The sequence below is a fragment of the Pandoraea sp. genome (genome assembly GCF_041919235.1).
Classification (GTDB): Bacteria; Pseudomonadota; Gammaproteobacteria; order Burkholderiales; family Burkholderiaceae; genus Pandoraea.
Map to the genome: position 1 here is coordinate 161,265 of NZ_JAYRUC010000004.1, position 18,539 is coordinate 179,803.

Sequence of the window (18,539 nt, forward strand, 5' to 3'; positions counted from 1 at the left end):
ATCAGGCACTTCGTATGTCCGCGCAGGGCCCGGCCGCTATATTGCGGCGACCGGTGCCCCCCCGCCCATACACCGAATTCGACATGCCCATCGACTCCATGCGCGTGCTCCCCAGCGATTCGCCGGACACCCCACTCACTGCCAGCGGCACGCCGCTCGCCCCGGTGCCGCCCCCGCCCGCCTCGCTCTTTCCACGCTTCTCACGCTTCCCACACGTTCCGCCCGTCTCGCCCGTCTCGCGCGAAGTCGTCGTCACTGGCTGCGTCGATCGTCGTCACTCCTTCGATCTCTGCGCGCTCATGCGACTGCCGACCCAACTGACCGGGCCGCTCGACATCGTCTGCCTGTCGGGCCGGAAAGTGCGCGGCGCGAGCGATTACAAAGGCGTACGCCTGACCGCGCTGCTCGACGTCGCGCGGTTGCGCCTGCCGCAGGCACGCGATTTCACGCGGGCTTTCGTGCTGGCCCAAGGCGCTGACGGCTACACCGTCGTGTTCTCCTGGCACGAGTTGTACAACACCCCGGTCGGCGTCGGCGCCCTCGTCGTCTATGAACGCGACGGACGGCCACTTGCCGACGACGAGGGAGGCATCGGCCTAATCTCGACGTGCGATCTTCGCGTGGCGCTACGCCAGGTACGTGCACTCACGCGGCTTTCCGTCCATCTGGCCGATCCGCACACGCCTTGATGCGCGCCGCGCGTGCCGTGTGCCGCTTACACTGGCGGCACCTTTCCTACCGCAACGCGAACCATGACGGCCCCTCTGCACAAGCCTGTCGCAACGCCCCCCCACGCCCACGCTCGCTGGCGTATGCCGCCTGAATGGCACCCGCACGCCGCCTGCTGGATGGCGTGGCCGAGCCACTCCGTCATGTCGGGCGCACGTCGGCATGAGGTCATCGGCGAGTTGGCGCACATCGCCCACGCGATCGCGCTGTTCGAACCGTTGCATGTCGCCGTCGATCCTGCGCATCTGGAGGAAGCCCGACGCCTCATGCCGGCGAACGCCGCGCTTCACCCCATGCCGGTCGACGATCACTGGATGCGCGACACCGGCCCCACCTTCGTTCTCGACGACGCGCTGACGCTGCATGCGCTGCGTTGGAACTTCAACGGCTGGGGACACAAGATGAGGCCGATGCCCGACGCCGACCCGAGGCTTGCGGCGCGCGTTGCGCTGGCGCTCGGCGCTGATACGTCGGCCGCGCCGCTCGTGGCCGAGGGCGGGTCGTTGCATGTGGATGGCGAAGGCACGTTGATCGTGACGCAGACATCGATTCTCAACCCGAACCGCAATCCCGGCATGACGCGTCGCGAGGCCGAGGCCGCGTTCCGCCATTGGCTTGGCGTGACGCACATTGTGTGGCTGCCCGGATCGCAGCTCGACACCATCACGGACGGTCACGTCGACGGGGTGGCGAGCTTCGTGCGCCCGGGCGTGCTGCTCGCGACGAGCGCCGACGGTGACGACGAATGGTCGCGCGAGGCGAGAGAGAACCTGCGGGCGCTACGCCTCGCACGCGATGCGCATGGACGGCGCTTCGACATCGGCCTGCTGCCCTCCCCCGACTTCGATGTCTTGCCCGCCAGCGTCGCGGACGATCCCGACTTTGCGCCGGAGTATGTGAATTTCTATCTGCCCAATGGCGGCGTTGTGATGGCGTCGTTTGGCGATTCTGCGGCCGACGCGCACGCTCGCGACATCGTGCAACGGGCGTTCCCCGACAGACGCGTCGTGCAAGTACCGCTTCGCGGCATTGCCCGGCGCGGCGGCGGCATTCACTGCTGCACGCAGCAACAGCCCGCAGCGCGTTTTCCGGCCGTTACCGGCGCGCGCAACGCCAGTGCGTCCTAACGCGACGTACTGCCGCGCTTTCGGGGCGCGGCGACCTTCGTGCCTGTTGCCCGCGGCTTTGCTGGCGCCTTGACTGCGGCCTTCGCCAGGGCGCTGCGCTCGGCCGCCGGCTTGCGCGTCACGCGCTTCGGCGCGACGACTTCCACCGTCGACGAGGTCTTGACCGCCATCGACTTGCGACGTGGCACGCCAGGCGCACTCGTTCCGAGTTGGGCGCGCACACGTTGCTGCATGTCCACGATATCCGAATCGAGAATGAGACGACCGCGCAGCTTGCCGTTCATGCGCTTGATGTAGGTGCGCGCTTCCTGCATGTGGAAGTGCATGAGTTCGCGCACGCGTTGCGCGTCGCCCGCGCGCGCCGCATTGGTAATCTGGCGATGAATGTCGACGTTCGCCGTGCCGAACTTCTCATGCTCGCGCCTCGGCGTCTCGTTCCCGAACACGATGAGTTGGCGGATCATCTCGTTGATGAGCTCGCACGTGAAGCGCAGAAAGCTGTTGGGATTGGCGGCCGCGAGAATATCGTGAAAGTCCACATCGGCCTGTCGCTGGCGCAGCAACTCGCGCCGATCGTGCGACGCGGGGCTGCAACACGCCATGTTGTGCTCAAGCGCTTCGAAGTCGGCTTCGCTCAGATGCGGCACGGCCCCGGCGGCAAGTTCCGGCTCGAGCAACTGGCGCACCGTATAGATGTCGTCGATGCTCACTTCCTTGAAGAAGAGATAGTTCTGCATGAGCTGGAACGTGCGCTCGAGCGGCACTTCCACTACCATGCCGCCCCCCGAAGGTCCCGTGCTGACCTTGATAAGCCCCTGCACTTCGAGCGACTTGAGCGCTTCGCGGATGGTGCTCTTCGACACGCCGAACATCTGCTGCAGTTCCACTTCTCGCGGCAGGCGGTCGCCGGGCAGCAGATTGCCCTCGGTAATCAGGCGCTTGATGGCTTCGGCAACGAGATCGCCGCGTTTTTGCTGCTTGATTTCCAACGGCTCTCGCATCGCTTGCACGTCCAATGCCATGTGGCGCCTCACAAAGGTCTGTTCGCATCAATCGCCGGCTCGAACGCACGCTTGGCCGGCTGTGCCGGCTAGGAATTTTTTCCGATTGACAGTCAAAACCATTATACCTACGATCAAATCCATCCTATTTATCATAATAAATATGACGGATAGGGATAAGGCCCCGGACGTTGCAAGTCGTTACTGTCAGGTCGCTTTTTCAGGTCTCTGGCCGGTTGTTGTGTGACGCGCTGCACGTTTGCACCCCATGAACGATTGCTCCCTTCCCTGGAGACCCAATTGAATCGTCGTGAAATGTTGAAGCTCGCCGCTGCGGCGTCTCTGCCTGCCTCCTTGTTCACCGCTCGCGACGTGTTCGCGCAAAGCACCGGCGCCATCCAGTTGGCGTGTCCGGTGCCGATGTCAGGCCCATTCGCCGCCAACGGCAAGTTCGCCGATCTTGGCATGAAACTCGTCGTCGAGCAGTACGGCAAAGTCCTCGGCCGGCCGCTCGCCTATACCACGCTGGACACCGAAGGTAAGCCCGCCACGGCCATCCGGCGCGTGCAGGAAATCGCGCAACAGAAAGGCGCGCGGTTCTTCGCGGGTGGCATTCTGTCGTCCGAGGCGCTCGCCATGGGCAAGGAAGTCGAGAAGGCCGGTGGCGTCTTCATCACCACGGCCGGCGCGGACGAAATCACGGGCAAGGATTGCAACAGCGCCACGTTCCGCTGGTCGGTACCGACCTTCGGCGCCATCGAGCAAACGGTGCGCCCGCTCATCGAGTCGATGCCCAAAGCCAAGCGCTGGTACACGATCACGCCGCAATACGTGTTCGGCGAAGGTCTGCTCACCGCCGCGAAGAACGTCTTCAAGGAAAAGGGCATCGAGCACGTCGGCAACAGCTATCACTCGCTCTCCGAGAAGGAGTTCTCGGGCTATCTCACGAACGCGGTCGCGGCCAAACCCGACGTGTTGCTGCTCCTGAACTTCGGCTCGCAATCGTCCGACGCGCTGCGTCAGGCGGTGAGTTTCGGCATGAAGAAGAACTGCACGATCCTGATGGCGTGGGCCTCGGGTCTGGAGCAGTTCGAGACCCTCGGCGCCGATCTGTGCGAGGGTGTGTACTTCGGTGCGCAATACTGGCACGCGGTTGCCTCGCCGCTGAATCTCGACCTCGTCAAGCGCACGCAGGATCGCTTCAAGCAGAACCCGAATTACAGCCTTGCGGGCTCGTACATCTGCACGAAGCTCATGCTCGACGGCATGATCAAGGCGGGCAGCGCCGATCCGAAGGCCGTCATTGCCGCGATGGAAGGCATGAAGTACGACGGCCTCACGGGGCCGGAAGAGATCCGCAAGGGCGATCATCAAGTGCTCAAAAACTACTATCTGCTCAAGGGCAAGGCGAAGTCGAAGATGAAGAACGCCGACGACTATGCCGACATTGTCAACGCCGGGAAATCGTTCCTGCCGCTCGACAAGACCGAGTGCAAGATGGCCTGACGCGGTAGCGCAGCGCGCAAGCGCTGCGTGACGCCGCGCTCGGTGTCGCTCGCGGGGGCGCATGGCGTCCCCCGCATGTGTCGTCTGTGCCACGCGGCGAGCGCCGCGCGGCACACGGTGCTCCACGTCCACTCAAGTTCTCCGGGACGCGCATGAACGTCTATTTGCTGCAAGTCATCAATGGCGTCGGGATCGGGATGTTGTACTTCCTGCTCGCCGTCGGCCTATCGATCATCTTCGGCCTGCTGCGCTTCGTGAACTTTGCGCACGGCGCCTTCTACCTGCTCGGCGCGTATTGCTGCTACCAGGCGATGCAATGGGGCCTGTCGTTCTGGCTCGCGCTGATCGTCTGCCCGATCGTCGTAGCCGCGCTCGCATGGATTGCCGAGAAGGTGCTGCTCTCGCGCATCTACGAGAAGCCCCACGAGTTCCACATCCTCGTCACGGTCGGCCTGGCGCTCGTCGTGCAGGAGCTGATCATCATCGTGTGGGGGCCGCTCGGCGACAACGTCCCAGTGCCCAACGTACTCGATGGCGTGGTGATGTGGGGCAACTTCATCTATCCGAAGTACCGGCTCTTTCTCATCGGCTTCACTGCGGTGTTCGCCGCCCTGCTCTGGTGGCTGCTCGAAGGCACGCGGCTGGGCAGTGCGGTGCGTGCGGGCAGCGAGTCGTCCGAGATGGTGTCGTTGCTCGGCATCAACGTGTTCCGTGTGTTCAGCCTCGCGTTCGCGCTCGGCGCCGGCACGGCCGCGCTGGCCGGCGTGTTGGCGGCGCCCATACGGGGCGTCGATCCGTTCATGGGCATCGAAGCGTTGGGCATAGCGTTCGTGGTCGTCGTGATCGGTGGCATGGGAAGTTTCGCCGGGGCGCTCGTGGGCGGACTCGTGATCGGGATCGTGCAAAGCCTGATGAGCACGATCTGGCCGGAAGGTGCGCGACTGATGATCTATGTGGCGATGGCAGCGGTGCTGCTCATGCGGCCGCACGGCCTGCTCGGGAGGGGATGATGCTGGCACGTTACCGTTTTTGGTGGTTCGCTGCCGCCGTCACACTGATTCTGCCGGCCACGCTGTCGTCGGGCACGCTCGCGACCGAGGTCCTCATCTACGCGCTTGCCGCGCTTGGCTGCAATCTGCTGCTCGGCTACACCGGGTTGCTTTCCTTCGGCCAGGGTATTTTCTTCGGTCTCGGCAGCTACTCGCTGGGCATCATGCTCACGCGCACGGCCCTGCCCATGCCGCTTGCCATCCTTGCGTCGATCGTATTGGGTGCGGCCATCGCGGCCATCGTCGGCAGTTTTGCGATCCGGCAGAAGGGCACCTACTTCGTGATGCTCACGCTGGCGTGTGCGCAAATGTTCTACTTCCTTGCCTACACCGCGACGGACTGGACCGGCGGCGACAACGGACTGCTCGATATCCCGCGCAAGTCGCTCGCGATCGGCGGCACGACGCTGGTGCCGCTCGAAACACCCTGGCAGTACTACACCTTCGTCGCCGTCGTGTTCCTGATCGTCTTCGCGGCATTGCTCCGCGTGGCCGATTCGGTGTTCGGTCGCACGCTCCTCGCCATCCGGGACAACGAGACCCGCGCAGCGGCGATCGGCTACCACGTGAAATCGTTCAAGTTGATGGCCTTCGCGATCTCGGGCGCGGTCACGGCATTGGCGGGCGCATTGCACGCGCTGATGACGGGTATCGCGCCGCTGTCCAACATCGAGTACCACACGAGCGAGACGATCCTCGTGATGACGGTGATCGGCGGCACGGGGAATCTCTTCGCGTCGGTACTGGGTGCTGCGTTCTACGTGCTCGCCGCCGACTGGCTCTCCACGCTCTGGCCGCGCTGGCTGCTGTTGCTCGGCCTGCTGCTCATCGCGGTGAGTCTGTTCATGCATCGCGGCCTGTGGGGCGTGGGCGAGTCGCTATGGCGGCGCATCACCCGAAAACCCGGCGACACGAACGGCAAACTGGATACGCAGGGAGACCCGACATGAGCGAAGCCCTCATCGAAGCCACCGGCATCGTCAAGCGCTACGGCAAGTTCACTGCGCTGCATGGCGTCGATCTGCGTGTGGCCCCGCGCACGGTACATTCCGTCATCGGGCCCAACGGCGCAGGCAAGACCACCCTCTTTCATATGCTCACCGGCACTGTTCCGGTCTCGGGCGGACGCATTCGGTTCGACGGCCACGACGTCACGTTCGAAGCCGATTACCGGCGTGTGCAACGCGGCATCGCGCGCTCGTTTCAGGTGACCGCGCTCTTTCAGAATCTGTCGGTGCGCGAGAACCTGCGGCTGGCTGCGCTCGGGGTCTCGCCGCGCCGCGCGCTGTCATGCTGGCACAAGGCGGACGGCCCGCGCGCCTGCGCGAGCGTCGTCGACGACGTGCTCACGCGCCTCGCCCTCACCCGGCACGCCGGCACGGCCGCAGGCGCGCTCTCGCACGGGCAGCAACGCCGTCTCGAAGTGGGCATGGCGCTCGCGGCGCGTCCCAAGGCAATCTTTCTCGACGAGCCGACGTCGGGGATGGGCATCGACGATCTCGACGACATGAAGCAGCTCATTCGCGGCCTGCGCGACGACCATACCGTTGTGCTCATCGAGCACAACATGAACATTGTGATGGACATCTCCGACACGATCACCGTCATGCAGCAGGGGCGCGTGCTCGTCGAAGGCAAGCCGGACGCCATCCGCGCCGACGATCGTGTGCGCACCGCCTATCTCGGCAACATGATTACCGGAGGCCGCGCATGATTCTCGACGTCGCGGGCATTCACAGCTATTACGGCAAGAGCCACATTCTGCAGGGCGTAACGCTGCGCATCGGCGACGGCGAACTCGTCACGCTGCTCGGGCGCAACGGTGCGGGCAAATCGACCACGCTCAAAACCATTGCGGGCGTGGTGCCGCCCAAGGCGGGCAGCATCGCGTTTCTGGGCAAGCCCATTGCCGGACTGCCTGCGCATCGCATTGCGGCGCGCGGCGTCTGCCTGGTGCCCGAACATCGCGGCATCTTCAAGCTGCTCACCGTCGAAGAGAATCTCAAGCTCGGCGCGCGACGCGACTCGCCGTGGCAGCTTGCCGACATCTATCGCATCTTTCCGCGCCTGCAGGAGCGTCGCAAGAACGGTGGCGCGCAACTCTCCGGCGGCGAACAGCAGATGCTCGCGATCGGACGCGCCCTGATGAATCACCCGCGTCTGCTCATGCTCGACGAACCGGTCGAGGGTCTCGCGCCCGTGATCGTCGAGGAGATCGTGGCGCAGTTGAAGCTCATCAAGCAAGCCGGCGTGGCGATCCTGCTCGTCGAACAGAATCTGGAAGTCTGCACGCAGCTCGCCGACCGGCATTACATCGTCGAGCAGGGCGTGATCGTGTATGGCGCGGACAACGCCGCGTTCCTCGCCGACGACGTCGTCAAGGACCGTTACCTCGGCGTGGGCGTGGCTTGAGCCGCACATCAATCGTTGCCTCCGACGCGCGCCGCCACCGCCCGAACCATCGAGCGTGCGAGCGCGCCATTCTGCCAACGCATGCGTGAGCGCACCCCGCGCCGCATGCCCTGAAGGACTTTTGAACATGGAACGTCTCGATCAACCGGCTGGCGCAGTGCGCGTCGACGGCGCGCGCCTGTGGGACAGCCTCATGCAACTCGCGCGAATCGGCGCGACCGAGAAGGGCGGTGTCTGCCGTCTCGCATTGACCGATCTCGACCAGCAGGGTCGCGATCTGTTCGTGCAGTGGGCGAAGGAGATCGGTTGCACGGTGCGTGTCGATGCCATCGGCAACATCTTTGCGCGACGCGCGGGACGCAACGACGCGCTGCCCCCCGTCATGACCGGCAGCCACATCGACACCCAGCCGACGGGTGGCAAGTTCGACGGCAACTACGGCGTGCTCGCCGGACTGGAGGTGCTGCGCACGCTCAACGACCACGGCGTCGTGACACAGGCGCCCCTCGAAGTCGCTGTCTGGACCAACGAGGAAGGATCGCGCTTCGTTCCCGTGATGATGGGCTCGGGTGTTTACGCCGGCGCATTCACGCTGGATCATGCCCTCGCGCAGAAAGATCGCGACGGCGTCAGCGTTGCCGACGCGCTGCGCGCGATCGGCTATGCCGGCACGGCGTCGGCCGTCGGTCAGCCGGGCGCAGTTGGTGCGTATTTCGAGGCACATATCGAGCAAGGGCCCGTGCTCGAAGCGCATGGGAAGACCATCGGCGTAGTGCAAGGCGCATTGGGTCAGCGCTGGTACGACGTCACCGTCACCGGCATGGAAGCGCACGCCGGCCCCACGCCGATGGCACTTCGCCGCGACGCGTTGCTGGCCGCCGCGCAGTTGATTCAGGCGGTGAACCGCATCGCAGGCGAGCACGCGCCGCACGCGCGCGGCACGGTCGGCTGGATCGACAACTATCCGAATTCGCGCAATGTGATTCCGGGCCGGGTCAAGCTCTCCGTCGATCTGCGCGCGGCCGACGACGCCACGCTGGACGCCTTGAACGCGAAGCTGCACGCCGAATGCGCCGCGCTAAGCACGCAGGGCATCGACATCACCGTCGAGCAGGTCGTGTACTTCCCGCCGCAGCCGTTTTCCCCGGGACTCGTCGAGGCGATTCGCGAGGGCGCGCACGCGCTTGGCCTGTCGTCGATGGAAGTCATCAGCGGTGCGGGGCACGATGCAGTCTACCTAGCGCGCGTCGCGCCGACAGCGATGATCTTCGTGCCGTGCAAGGACGGTATCAGCCACAACGAAATCGAAGATGCCGATCCGGTGCATCTCGAAGCCGGTTGCAACGTACTGTTGCAGGCCATGCTGCAACGGGCGGGAGGTGTCGCATGAAAGTGATGATCGCGCGGATGAATCACGAGACGAATACGTTCTCGCCGGTCCCCACGCCGCTCGAAGCCTTTGGAAATCACGGTCCGACCTACGACGAAGCGGCGTATCGCGACAACAAGGGCATGCGCACGGCGATGGCCGCATTCATCGACCTGGCCGAGCGCGCCGGTGCCGAGATCGTGACGCCGGTCTCCGCCAGCGCCAACCCCAGCGGCCCGGTGGCGGCAAGCGCCTATGACGAACTGTGTCGCCGGATCGTGGCGCACGCGCGCGGCGTCGATGCGATCCTGCTCGACCTGCATGGCGCGATGGTCGCGCAGAACAGCGACGACGGCGAAGGCGATCTGCTCGAACGCGTGCGCGCGGCTGCACCCGATACGCCGATTGCCGTCGCACTCGACCTGCATGCGAACGTCACGCCGAAGATCGTGGCGAACGCCGATATCGTCGTGGGATTCAAGACCTATCCGCACGTCGATATGTACGAGACGGGCGAGCACGCCGCACGCCTGCTGTTCGAGATGCTCGCGGGCAAACGCCATCCACGGGTCGTGTGGCAGCAGCCACCGTTGATGGTGCATACGCTGCGCAGCACGAGCCATGGCGGGGCGATGAAGCGCGCACTCGACGCGGCGCGGCACGCCGAAGCCGAGGAGGGCATTCCGGCGGTATCGGTGTTCTCGGGCTTCTCGCTCGCGGACATCCCGGCGCCGTGCATCAGTGTTGTCGTGACGGCGGACGACGGCGACGATGGTGTGGCGCGCGCACAGGCCGTCGCCGACCGCATCGCTTCGCAGATCTGGGAAGCGCGCGACGATTTCGTCTATCGCAGCGCCCCGCTGGCCGATTCGATTGCCGAAGCGAAACAATTGGCCGAGGGCGCCGACCAGCCGGTACTGCTGCTCGATCATAGCGATAACTGCATGTCCGGCGGCACATGCGACACGATGGACGTGCTCGAAGCCGCGCTCGCGGGCGGGCTAACGGGCATCGGCGTCGGTCCGCTGTGCGACCCGGAAGCGGTCGCTACGCTGATCGCCGCGGGCGAAGGCGCAGAGGTCACCCTGGCCATCGGCAACAAACGTCCGCTCACGCAATTGGGCATCGCCAAGACGCCCGCAGTCCTGACCGGTGTCGTGCGCAAGATCGGCGACGGCGAGTATGTCGTCACCGGGCCGACGTACACTGGACAACGCTGCTACATGGGTCGCACGGTGCTATTCGATATCGGGCCTGCGCGCATCGTCGTGACCGAGCGAACCCACGAGCCTTGGGATCTCGGGGTGTTCACCTGCGTGGGCCTCGATCCTCGCCGCGAGCGTTTCCTGCTGCTCAAGTCGCGCATGTACTGCCGCCCGGTGTTCGTGCCGATCGCCAAGGGGCTGGTCGAGTGCGACAGCGAGGGCGTGACGAGCTCGAACTACGCGCTGTTCCCGTTCTCGCGTGTGAACCGCCCGGTGTATCCGCTGCATCCGGACACAACGTTCCTGCATCCATAAGCACGAGGGCGAGGATAACGACGAGGGCGAAGAGACCAAAAGCGCAAGAGGGCGACGACGGAATACGTCATCGCCCTCTCGGGGTCTTGCGGAACGCCTGCGAGCGCTTACTCCTCGAGCACCTTGTTGCCGGTCTCTTCGAACATCGACACGGCGATGAGCGAGATGGCCACACAGACGATCATGTACCAGGCGGGCGCCATCTTGTTGCCGGTCACGCGAATGAGCCACGCCGCGACGAGCTGCGCCGTCCCGCCGAACACCGACACCGCAATCGCATATGCGCTCGACATATAGCCTGCCCGCAGATGCTTCGGGAAATTCTCGGGCATCAGCGCGTAAGCGGGGGCCGACCCCATCGTGTAGCAGAGCATCAGCACGATCAGCGCCGCGAGCACGACCGGCAGCGACGGGAAGTGCGTCATGATCCAGAACGCCGGATACAGCAGCACGATGAGCGCCACGCGGCCAGCGATGGTGAGTGGCTTGCGACGCCCCATCTTGTCCGACCACGCGCCGTAGATCGGGCACATCACGAGCGAGATCGTGCTGGCCGCCACCCCGGTGAGCATCGACATCTTCGGCGGCAGACCCAGGTACTGAATGCTGTACGTCGGCATGTAGTACATCATCACGTAGGTCGACACCGACATGCCCATGATCGAGAAGATCGTGAGGAACCAGTTGCGCACATAGACGCCACGCTTGGGATCGTCGCGACCGGTGACGACCTTCGCCTTCGGCGGCTCTTCCTGAATGTGGCGGCGCAGGTAGATCCCGACCGGAGCGATCAGCGTGCCCAGCAGGAACGGGATACGCCAGCCCCAGTTGTGCATGGTGTCGTCCGAGAGCAGGAAGCCGAGGCTCGCGGCGAGGCCCGAGCCGAGCAGCGCGGCTGCGCCCTGGCTCGCCAACTGCCAGCTCGCACGGAAGCCACGACGCTTCGCGCCGCCCATCTCCAACAGCGTGGCCGTCGCCGCACCGAACTCGCCGCCTTGCGCGAAGCCCTGCAGCAAACGTGCCGCGACGATCAGCAACGGCGCGGCCAAGCCGATCTGCGCATACGTCGGTGCGAGACCGATCGCCGCCGAACCCAGCGCCATCAAGCCGATGGTGAGGGTGAGCGCCGGCTTACGGCCGGCACGGTCGGCATACCGACCCAGCACGAAGCCGCCGAGCGGGCGCATCACGAAGCCCACCGCGAACACGGCAAACGCGAGCAGCGACGACGTGATCGGATCTTCCGCCGGGAAAAACTGCCGGCCGATGGTCAGCGCGAAATAGCTGTAGACCGTGAAATCGAAGAACTCCAGCAGGTTGCCGATGACAGCCGCGAAAACAATCTTGCGCTGTTGCGCAGCGGTCATTTGCGACGGCTGTGCGCCGTCAATCGAAAGCGATTGCGTTGCGATGCTCATGCGCGCTCCTTGGTAAGAAAGCGTTCGACCAAACGTGTCCAGAAGGCGGCGCCGATGGTCAGATTGTCGTCGTTGAAATCGTATTTGGCGTTGTGCAGCATCGGCTGGCCTTCACCGTTGCCCAATCGAATGAAGCAACCCGGCACCTTCTGCAGGTAGTACGCGAAGTCCTCGCTGCCCGCGATCGGCGGGAACGGCGAAATGACGTGTTCGGCCCCCACCAGCGCCTCGGCCACGCTGCGCGCGAATTCCGTTTCCGCCTCGGTGTTCACGAGCACCGGATACCCTCGGATGTACTCGATGTCGGCGCTCGCGCCGTACCCTTCGGTGTGCGAACTCACCAGCGCGCGAATGCGCGCCTCGAGCGTGGCGCGCACCGTCGCCGAGAACGAACGCACACTCAACTCCAGCACGGCCTCTTCGGGAATCACGTTCGGCGCGAAACCGGCGTGGAACACACCAACGGTGACCACTGCGGCTTCGGTCGGGTCGATGCTGCGAGCAACCACGGTTTGCAGCGCCATCACGAGACTGCTGCCGATCATCACCGGGTCGATGGCCAGATGCGGGCGCGCCGCATGACCGCCACGGCCGTGAATGCGAATCTTGACGGTGTCGCACGCGGCCATCAGCGGACCGGCACGGAAGCCGAACGTGCCCGTGGCCACCCCCGGGTGATTGTGCAAACCGAAAATCGCGTCGCACGGGAAACGCTCGAACAAGCCGTCGGCAATCATCTGCTCGGCGCCGCTGTTCGATCCGGCCTCTTCCGCCGGCTGGAAGATCAGATGGACGGTGCCGTCGAAATTGCGCGTCTTCGCGAGTTGCTGCGCGGCGCCGAGCAGCACGGTCGTGTGGCCGTCGTGACCGCAAGCGTGCATCTTGCCGTCGTGCACGCTGGCGTATGCCAGGCCGGTCTGCTCGCGAATCGGCAGTGCATCCATGTCGGCGCGCACGCCCACGCTCCGAGTGCTCGTGCCGAGCGTGAGCGAGGCCACCACGCCGTGACCGCCCACGTTGCGTGTGACCCGATATCCCCAATGCTCGAGCTTTTGCGCCACGTAGCGCGACGTATCGACTTCCTCGAAGGACAATTCGGGATGCTGGTGAATGTGGTGACGCATCTCGGCCAGCGGCTCGCGCGCATCCAGCAGATCGCTGACTTCGCAATAGCGAATCTCGCTCATCGGGGGCTCCTCTCGTTTTGAATTACGCGGAGTATTGCACCGACGAAAATTCCCACCCATGACGCAAACCACGTCAAACTGTTGCCTTTCAGTCAACAATTGACGGAACCCACGCGCCGCGAGAACATGGGTGCCGATCAGGCAAACCCACGCCGATTCGAAGCTTTGGCGACTTCCTCCGGCGCGTTCGGTGCGCCGACGCCGGCCATCGGACCCGCGTCGGGTCGGACGCCCCCTTCGTTCGAGCGCAACACTGAGACCCGCATGACAAACGCGTCGTGGATGGACGACATTGGCGAGCGTCCGCTCAAATATCTTGCCGAAATTGCTGCGACCGGCGGCGTGCGCATGGCGGCCGAAGCGCTCGGCGTGAATCCGTCCGTGGTCAGCCGGCAGATCGCGGCGCTCGAGCGGCGGCTGCGCTTCTCGCTGATCGAGCGGCGCGGACGCAACGTGAGCGTCACCGAGATCGGTCAGGTGCTCATCGACTACTACCGCGACGGCCAGCGCCGCCATCGCGACCTGTCGGCACGGCTGGAGGAATACCGGCATTTGAAGCGAGGCAGGGTGGCGATCGGCGTGGGCGAAGGCTTCATCGGCCGCCTCATTGCGCAGGCGTTGCAGCGCTTCTCGATGAGCTATCCGGACATCCTCGTCGAAATTCGCTCGGGCCCCACGCCCGTGGTGCTCTCGCTCGTGCGCGACGACATCGTGGACATCGGGCTGTGCGCCCGCTCGGCCGACGACCCGGCCATGCGCATTCATCCGTTTGCCGCGAAGGCACTGTGCGCCGTGGTCGCGCCCACGCACCGCTTCGCGAAGATGACGAGCGTGCCGCCGTCCGCGCTGGCGCACGAACGTCTCATCTTCATGACCGAGGCCCATGGCGTGCAGCAATTCGTGCACTCGGTGCTCGACACCGCGCGCCTGAACGTGACGCCCGCTTACCGCGTCGATCTGTTCAACACCGCACAGACACTCGCGGCGGCCGGCCTCGGTGTCGCCTTCATGTCGGCGATTACGGCGCGGCGCGGCATCGAACTCGGCGAGTTGGTGGCCGTGCCCATCGACCATCCGATTGCGACCGGTTTTTCCAGTCAGATGATGACACGCGTGGGACGGCGGCTGTCACCCGCCGCCGATCACCTCTGGAAGCAACTCGCACAGAGTCTCGCGCATCGCTGAGGAGACCGCGCAGCGAAATCGCTCGCTGCGGATGGCGTATGATCGGCCGGGTATTGGATACTCCTGCCCGCTCGATGCCGACCGACTCGAACCCGCCCGCCCACCGGCGACTCCGCGCGCGCTTCGTCGCGATTTCCTGGCGCGATCTCGCCGTGTCCTTCGGCCCGGTCGTCCTTGTCTCGATCGCGGCCATCTGGCTCGCCGTATGGCTCGTGCAACCGGCGCCGCCGCGCACCGTCACGCTCAGCGCCGGCCCCGAGGGCAGCTCGTTCTGGAACGCCGCGCAACGCTACAAGACGATCCTTGCGCGCGACGGCATCACCTTGAACGTGCTCACTTCCGAAGGCTCGCGCCAGAACGTGGAGCGGCTTGCCGACGCGCATCAGCAGGTCGATCTGGGGCTCGTGCAAGGTGGCGTATCGCAGGGCCTCGATGTCGATGGCCTCGTCTCGCTGGGCAGCATGTTCTATGCACCGATCTCCGTGTTCTATCGAGGTCCGCGTGTCACCAAGCTATCGGACCTCACGGGCAAGCGCATCGCCATCGGCCGCGAAGGCAGCGGCGCGCGCGCCCTCGCGCTCACGCTGCTCAAGGCGAATGGCATCGCGCCGGGTGGAGCGACCCGGCTCACGGCGTACGATGGACAGGACGCCGCCCAAGCGCTGATCGACGGCCGCGTCGACGCCGCCATGCTCACCGGCGACACCGCCACCGGCCCGACGATGGGCAAGTTGATCCGTACCCCCGGCGTGCGGCTGATGGACTTCGCGCAAGCCGATGCGTACACGCGCCGCTTCCCCTATTTGAATGTACTCACGCTGCCGCGCGGCGTTTTCGACCTCGGACGCAATCTCCCGTCGCAACCCGTCCATGTCATCAGCCCGACGGTCGAGCTCGTCGCGCGCGACAGTCTGCACCCGGCGCTGTCCGACCTCCTGATCGAAGCCGCGCGTGAGGTCCATGGCAAGGCCAACCTGCTGCAACGCGCCGGAACGTTCCCGTCGGCCCAGGTCCACGAATTCCCGATCTCCGACGACGCCGCCCGCTACTACCAGTCCGGCAAAGGCTTCCTCTACCGGCATCTGCCCTTCTGGATCGCGAGTCTCGCCGATCGCATCGTCGTGTTGCTCGTGCCGATCATCGTCGTGCTGATTCCGGCGTTCCGGCTGGTGCCGTCGCTGTATAGCTGGCGAGTGAAATCGCGCTTGTACCGCTGGTACGGTGCGCTCATCGCCCTGGAGCGTGAAGCGCTGGCCGACGACGCTCACACCGACTACCGCAACCTTCGCCATCGGCTCGATGCCATCGAAGCCGCCGTCAACCGTCTGAAGATCCCACTCGCCTATGCCGACCAGTTCTACGTGCTGCGCGAACACATCGGCTTCGTGCGCCAGCGGCTCGACGCCATGAACGCAGGGTCGTGGGATGTTGGCAGAGACACCGTCCGACCCACGGGCGACACGCCTCCCATGCCGGGCGGGCAGGGCGCGCGAGGTGCCTGAGCCGCTCAAAGGAAGGCTTATGCAATTCATAAGCAACACCAGCTTTTCTTATGAGCAATCGAGGCGCACACTGCTGACTGTCTTGAACCGGGAAGCCGGTCCCTCGTGAAACCCAACACATTGGCGCGTTCGTATGTCGTCGTTTCCCTCTGACTCCTGCGTGACCGGCGCGACACAGCGCGTTGGCGCAGAAGCGCCGCGTCGCGCGTGCACCGTGCGGCCTGTGCGCGGTGACGACCTGCCGGTCATCGCGTCCATTTACGCCCATCACGTCCGCACGGGCACGGCCTCGTTCGAGGAAGTGCCGCCGGATGAGACCGAGATGCGCGTGCGTTGCAATAAGGTGCTCGACGCCGGGCTGCCGTACCTCGTTGCCGAGCGCGACGGGCGGGTGCTCGGTTACGCGTACGCCACGCATTACCGGCCACGCTCGGCCTACCGCTTCACGCTTGAAGACTCCGTCTACATCGCCCCCGATGCGACGGGCCAGGGCGTGGGCCGCGCGCTGCTGCTCGCCCTCATCGCACGCTGCGAAGGCGGTCCGTGGCGGCAATTGATTGCGAACGTCGGCGACAGCGGCAACGCGGCATCACTGGCGCTGCATACGGCATGCGGCTTCGTCCAGACCGGCGTGCTCAAGTCCGTCGGCTTCAAATTCGGCCGCTGGATCGACACCGTGCTGATGCAACGTCCGCTCAACGCCGGCGACGCGACGCTGCCGGAGTGAGTGAGCCGGCTGCCGCGTCAAAACGGCGAGGCGCGATCCAGCGCCTTGTAGTGGCGAAAGATGCCGGTGGTATTGAACGGGATGCGGCGTGACGATTTCAGATACGACGCGACGCGCGGTGCGTGCGCGACAGCATCATGCACCGCGCGGCAGCGCGGGAATGCCTCGGCAAAGCCCGACATCGCACGCGGAAACGCGTAGTACAAACCGGCGACGACCTGAAACAGCGAGAGGTCGGCGTACGACATCGCCCCTTCGGAAAGCCAGCCACCCGCCTGCGGATTATTCGCCAGCACACGCTCGAAGTAGCCGAAGTATTTCGGCAAGCGGTACTCGATCAAATCCGCCGTACGCTTGCGCGCCTCCGCCCGTTGCTGACTGTAGTACAGCCGGCCCGCGATGGGATGGTGGCCGTCGTGCACCTCGGCAACCAGATCGGCAAGCGTGAGCTGCAACTGATTGACCCAGCGGCGCGCGCGCGGCGACTCGCCCACGAGCCCGAGCAGGGGACCGAGAAACGCCAGAATGTTCGCCGTCTGCCCAATCAGCTCGTCGCCCACGCGCAGGAAAGGCGGCGCAAAGGGCGGGGCCATGCCGGCAGGCGCGTCCATCGTCTGCATCAGGCCGTCGATGCCCTGGCCGGGCCCGTCGCCCTGTACGACCTCGACATACGGCGTGCCGGTCGCCTCGAAGGCGAGGCGGACAAATTCGCCGCGCCCTTGCAGGCCAGGCCAATAGAACAGCTCGAACGTCACGTCCGCCGCCATGTCTGCCTCCTCAGGCTCAGAAAGCGCCTTGCTGCATCTCTACACGGTTCTTTCCCTGTTGCTTGGCGCGATACAACGCCAGATCGGCCGACTCGATCAACGAGGTCGACGCCATGTGCGTTCGAGGCACCCACGCCGCGCCACCAAGGCTGATCGTGACGTGCTGGCCGTTGGCCGAGCCCACGTGCGGAATCGCCATCGCGTCGATCTGTGCACGCACCTTCTCCGCGATCGTCGCCGCACCGCTCGCCGACGTGTTGGGCAGCACCATCACGAACTCTTCGCCGCCGAAGCGCGCGGCGAGATCGGCCGGCCGCGCCGCAGCATCGGCAATCGTGCGGGCGACGCGGCGCAGCACATCGTCGCCCGCAATGTGGCCGTACGTATCGTTATAGATCTTGAAGTTGTCGACGTCGATCATCAGCAACGCCATCTCGCGCTGCTCGCGCAGCGCACGACGCCATTCCGCGCTGAAATACTCGTCGAAGTAACGACGGTTCGCCAGTCCGGTGAGACCATCGGAATGCGTGAGCCGCTGCAGCTCCAGATTCGTCTCCAGCAACTGCTGCTGGCTCTCACGCAACGCACGGTAGGCCTCGTCGCGCTGGAGCAGATTCATATACGAGCGCGAGTGATAGCGAATGCGCGCGACCAGCTCGATGGTATCGGGCAGCTTGACCAGATAGTCGTTCGCACCGGCAGCAAAGGCCTCGCGCTTGATCGTCGGCTCTTCCTTCGTCGAGAGCACGATGATCGGAATGTCGCGCGTGAGCGGACTGGCGCGATACTGCCGCACCAATGACAAGCCGTCAGTGCCAGGCATCACGAGATCCTGCAAAATGACGGTCGGGCGCGTCTGCTCCGCCACGCGCAACGCGTCTTCTGGATCCAGGCAGTAGTGGAAGTCGATATTCGGTTCACCCGCCAGGGCGCGGCGGATCGCCTCGCCAACCATCGCCTGATCGTCGACGAGCAACACCATCGCCGACGATTCGTTCAGGCTGCTCTCGGTGCCGGCCGGTTGCGCCGCCGGTTTGGGC

The 18,539-nt window shown here is 65.0% G+C and carries 17 protein-coding genes; 12 read left to right on the forward strand and 5 right to left on the reverse strand.

What is annotated here, in order from left to right; translation table 11 throughout:
• Positions 1-83: 83 nt before the first annotated feature.
• Together ACE3UG_RS04700 and ACE3UG_RS04705 are read left to right on the forward strand one after the other, a co-directional pair.
• On the forward strand, positions 84-689 hold the full coding sequence (locus ACE3UG_RS04700; protein ID WP_374620313.1) for a molybdopterin-dependent oxidoreductase: 606 nt from the start codon (positions 84-86) through the stop codon (positions 687-689).
• Positions 690-752: 63 nt separating this feature from the next.
• A complete protein-coding gene (locus tag ACE3UG_RS04705) occupies positions 753-1,856 on the forward strand; it encodes an agmatine/peptidylarginine deiminase (protein WP_374620315.1) in 1,104 nt (367 codons plus the stop codon).
• On the opposite strand, the gene ACE3UG_RS04710 is transcribed toward ACE3UG_RS04705, so the two are convergent.
• Positions 1,853-2,878 (reverse strand): FadR/GntR family transcriptional regulator, encoded by a 1,026-nt coding sequence (locus ACE3UG_RS04710; RefSeq protein WP_374620318.1) that lies wholly within the window; start codon positions 2,876-2,878, stop codon positions 1,853-1,855. The genes ACE3UG_RS04705 and ACE3UG_RS04710 overlap by 4 nt on opposite strands.
• A gap of 279 nt (positions 2,879-3,157) precedes the next feature.
• Here ACE3UG_RS04710 and ACE3UG_RS04715 point away from each other — a divergent pair, with 279 nt between their 5' ends.
• From ACE3UG_RS04715 to ACE3UG_RS04745, 7 genes are all read left to right on the forward strand, one after another.
• Positions 3,158-4,363 (forward strand): ABC transporter substrate-binding protein, encoded by a 1,206-nt coding sequence (locus ACE3UG_RS04715; RefSeq protein WP_374620320.1) that lies wholly within the window; start codon positions 3,158-3,160, stop codon positions 4,361-4,363.
• 152 nt (positions 4,364-4,515) lie between these two features.
• Entirely contained in the window at positions 4,516-5,373 is an 858-nt protein-coding gene (locus ACE3UG_RS04720; RefSeq protein ID WP_374620322.1) for a branched-chain amino acid ABC transporter permease, read from the forward strand.
• Positions 5,373-6,362 carry a branched-chain amino acid ABC transporter permease gene (locus ACE3UG_RS04725; RefSeq protein ID WP_374620469.1) on the forward strand — a complete coding sequence of 330 codons (990 nt, stop codon included), beginning with the start codon at positions 5,373-5,375 and terminating at the stop codon, positions 6,360-6,362. The genes ACE3UG_RS04720 and ACE3UG_RS04725 overlap by 1 nt, the downstream gene beginning before the upstream one ends.
• Positions 6,359-7,126: an ABC transporter ATP-binding protein gene (locus tag ACE3UG_RS04730; protein WP_374620324.1), complete on the forward strand. Its 768-nt coding sequence runs from the start codon at positions 6,359-6,361 to the stop codon at positions 7,124-7,126. Before ACE3UG_RS04725 ends, ACE3UG_RS04730 begins: the two co-directional genes overlap by 4 nt.
• Positions 7,123-7,824, forward strand: a complete 702-nt coding sequence (locus ACE3UG_RS04735; RefSeq protein ID WP_374620326.1) for an ABC transporter ATP-binding protein — start codon at positions 7,123-7,125, stop codon at positions 7,822-7,824. The genes ACE3UG_RS04730 and ACE3UG_RS04735 overlap by 4 nt, the downstream gene beginning before the upstream one ends.
• Before the next feature lie 127 nt (positions 7,825-7,951).
• Positions 7,952-9,214: a Zn-dependent hydrolase gene (locus ACE3UG_RS04740; RefSeq protein ID WP_374620328.1), complete on the forward strand. Its 1,263-nt coding sequence runs from the start codon at positions 7,952-7,954 to the stop codon at positions 9,212-9,214.
• Positions 9,211-10,713, forward strand: a complete 1,503-nt coding sequence (locus ACE3UG_RS04745; RefSeq protein WP_374620330.1) for a M81 family metallopeptidase — start codon at positions 9,211-9,213, stop codon at positions 10,711-10,713. The genes ACE3UG_RS04740 and ACE3UG_RS04745 overlap by 4 nt, the downstream gene beginning before the upstream one ends.
• A 107-nt stretch (positions 10,714-10,820) precedes the next feature.
• Here the strand turns inward: ACE3UG_RS04745 and ACE3UG_RS04750 are convergent, their stop codons facing one another.
• Together ACE3UG_RS04750 and ACE3UG_RS04755 are read right to left on the reverse strand one after the other, a co-directional pair.
• Complete coding sequence (locus ACE3UG_RS04750; RefSeq protein WP_374620332.1) at positions 10,821-12,131, reverse strand: MFS transporter; 1,311 nt, start codon at positions 12,129-12,131, stop codon at positions 10,821-10,823.
• Positions 12,128-13,318, reverse strand: coding sequence for a M20 aminoacylase family protein (locus tag ACE3UG_RS04755; RefSeq protein WP_374620334.1), 1,191 nt, complete (start codon positions 13,316-13,318; stop codon positions 12,128-12,130). Before ACE3UG_RS04755 ends, ACE3UG_RS04750 begins: the two co-directional genes overlap by 4 nt.
• A gap of 264 nt (positions 13,319-13,582) precedes the next feature.
• Here ACE3UG_RS04755 and ACE3UG_RS04760 point away from each other — a divergent pair, with 264 nt between their 5' ends.
• From ACE3UG_RS04760 to ACE3UG_RS04770, 3 genes are all read left to right on the forward strand, one after another.
• Entirely contained in the window at positions 13,583-14,503 is a 921-nt protein-coding gene (locus ACE3UG_RS04760; protein WP_374620336.1) for a LysR family transcriptional regulator, read from the forward strand.
• Between the two features lie 74 nt (positions 14,504-14,577).
• Positions 14,578-16,005 carry a TAXI family TRAP transporter solute-binding subunit gene (locus tag ACE3UG_RS04765; protein WP_374620339.1) on the forward strand — a complete coding sequence of 476 codons (1,428 nt, stop codon included), beginning with the start codon at positions 14,578-14,580 and terminating at the stop codon, positions 16,003-16,005.
• 133 nt (positions 16,006-16,138) lie between these two features.
• Positions 16,139-16,732, forward strand: coding sequence for an N-acetyltransferase family protein (locus ACE3UG_RS04770; protein WP_374620341.1), 594 nt, complete (start codon positions 16,139-16,141; stop codon positions 16,730-16,732).
• 17 nt (positions 16,733-16,749) lie between these two features.
• Here ACE3UG_RS04770 and ACE3UG_RS04775 read toward each other — a convergent pair whose 3' ends face one another.
• Positions 16,750-17,499 carry a glutathione S-transferase gene (locus ACE3UG_RS04775; RefSeq protein ID WP_374620343.1) on the reverse strand — a complete coding sequence of 250 codons (750 nt, stop codon included), beginning with the start codon at positions 17,497-17,499 and terminating at the stop codon, positions 16,750-16,752.
• A gap of 16 nt (positions 17,500-17,515) precedes the next feature.
• Positions 17,516-18,481 carry a diguanylate cyclase gene (locus ACE3UG_RS04780; RefSeq protein ID WP_374620472.1) on the reverse strand — a complete coding sequence of 322 codons (966 nt, stop codon included), beginning with the start codon at positions 18,479-18,481 and terminating at the stop codon, positions 17,516-17,518.
• Positions 18,482-18,539: the final 58 nt, after the last annotated feature.

What these genes read in the sequence shown, in the direction of transcription:
- ACE3UG_RS04745 (WP_374620330.1), top strand. Translation starts at nt 9,211, where the DNA reads ATGAAAGTGATGATCGCGCGGATGAATCACGAGACGAATACGTTCTCG.
- ACE3UG_RS04765 (WP_374620339.1), top strand. Translation starts at nt 14,578, where the DNA reads ATGCCGACCGACTCGAACCCGCCCGCCCACCGGCGACTCCGCGCGCGC.
- ACE3UG_RS04760 (WP_374620336.1), top strand. Translation starts at nt 13,583, where the DNA reads ATGACAAACGCGTCGTGGATGGACGACATTGGCGAGCGTCCGCTCAAA.
- ACE3UG_RS04770 (WP_374620341.1), top strand. Translation starts at nt 16,139, where the DNA reads ATGTCGTCGTTTCCCTCTGACTCCTGCGTGACCGGCGCGACACAGCGC.
- ACE3UG_RS04750 (WP_374620332.1), bottom strand. Translation starts at nt 12,131, where the DNA reads ATGAGCATCGCAACGCAATCGCTTTCGATTGACGGCGCACAGCCGTCG.
- ACE3UG_RS04720 (WP_374620322.1), top strand. Translation starts at nt 4,516, where the DNA reads ATGAACGTCTATTTGCTGCAAGTCATCAATGGCGTCGGGATCGGGATG.
- ACE3UG_RS04705 (WP_374620315.1), top strand. Translation starts at nt 753, where the DNA reads ATGACGGCCCCTCTGCACAAGCCTGTCGCAACGCCCCCCCACGCCCAC.
- ACE3UG_RS04780 (WP_374620472.1), bottom strand. Translation starts at nt 18,481, where the DNA reads ATGGTGTTGCTCGTCGACGATCAGGCGATGGTTGGCGAGGCGATCCGC.
- ACE3UG_RS04775 (WP_374620343.1), bottom strand. Translation starts at nt 17,499, where the DNA reads ATGGCGGCGGACGTGACGTTCGAGCTGTTCTATTGGCCTGGCCTGCAA.
- ACE3UG_RS04710 (WP_374620318.1), bottom strand. Translation starts at nt 2,878, where the DNA reads ATGGCATTGGACGTGCAAGCGATGCGAGAGCCGTTGGAAATCAAGCAG.
- ACE3UG_RS04730 (WP_374620324.1), top strand. Translation starts at nt 6,359, where the DNA reads ATGAGCGAAGCCCTCATCGAAGCCACCGGCATCGTCAAGCGCTACGGC.
- ACE3UG_RS04700 (WP_374620313.1), top strand. Translation starts at nt 84, where the DNA reads ATGCCCATCGACTCCATGCGCGTGCTCCCCAGCGATTCGCCGGACACC.
- ACE3UG_RS04735 (WP_374620326.1), top strand. Translation starts at nt 7,123, where the DNA reads ATGATTCTCGACGTCGCGGGCATTCACAGCTATTACGGCAAGAGCCAC.
- ACE3UG_RS04740 (WP_374620328.1), top strand. Translation starts at nt 7,952, where the DNA reads ATGGAACGTCTCGATCAACCGGCTGGCGCAGTGCGCGTCGACGGCGCG.
- ACE3UG_RS04755 (WP_374620334.1), bottom strand. Translation starts at nt 13,318, where the DNA reads ATGAGCGAGATTCGCTATTGCGAAGTCAGCGATCTGCTGGATGCGCGC.
- ACE3UG_RS04725 (WP_374620469.1), top strand. Translation starts at nt 5,373, where the DNA reads ATGCTGGCACGTTACCGTTTTTGGTGGTTCGCTGCCGCCGTCACACTG.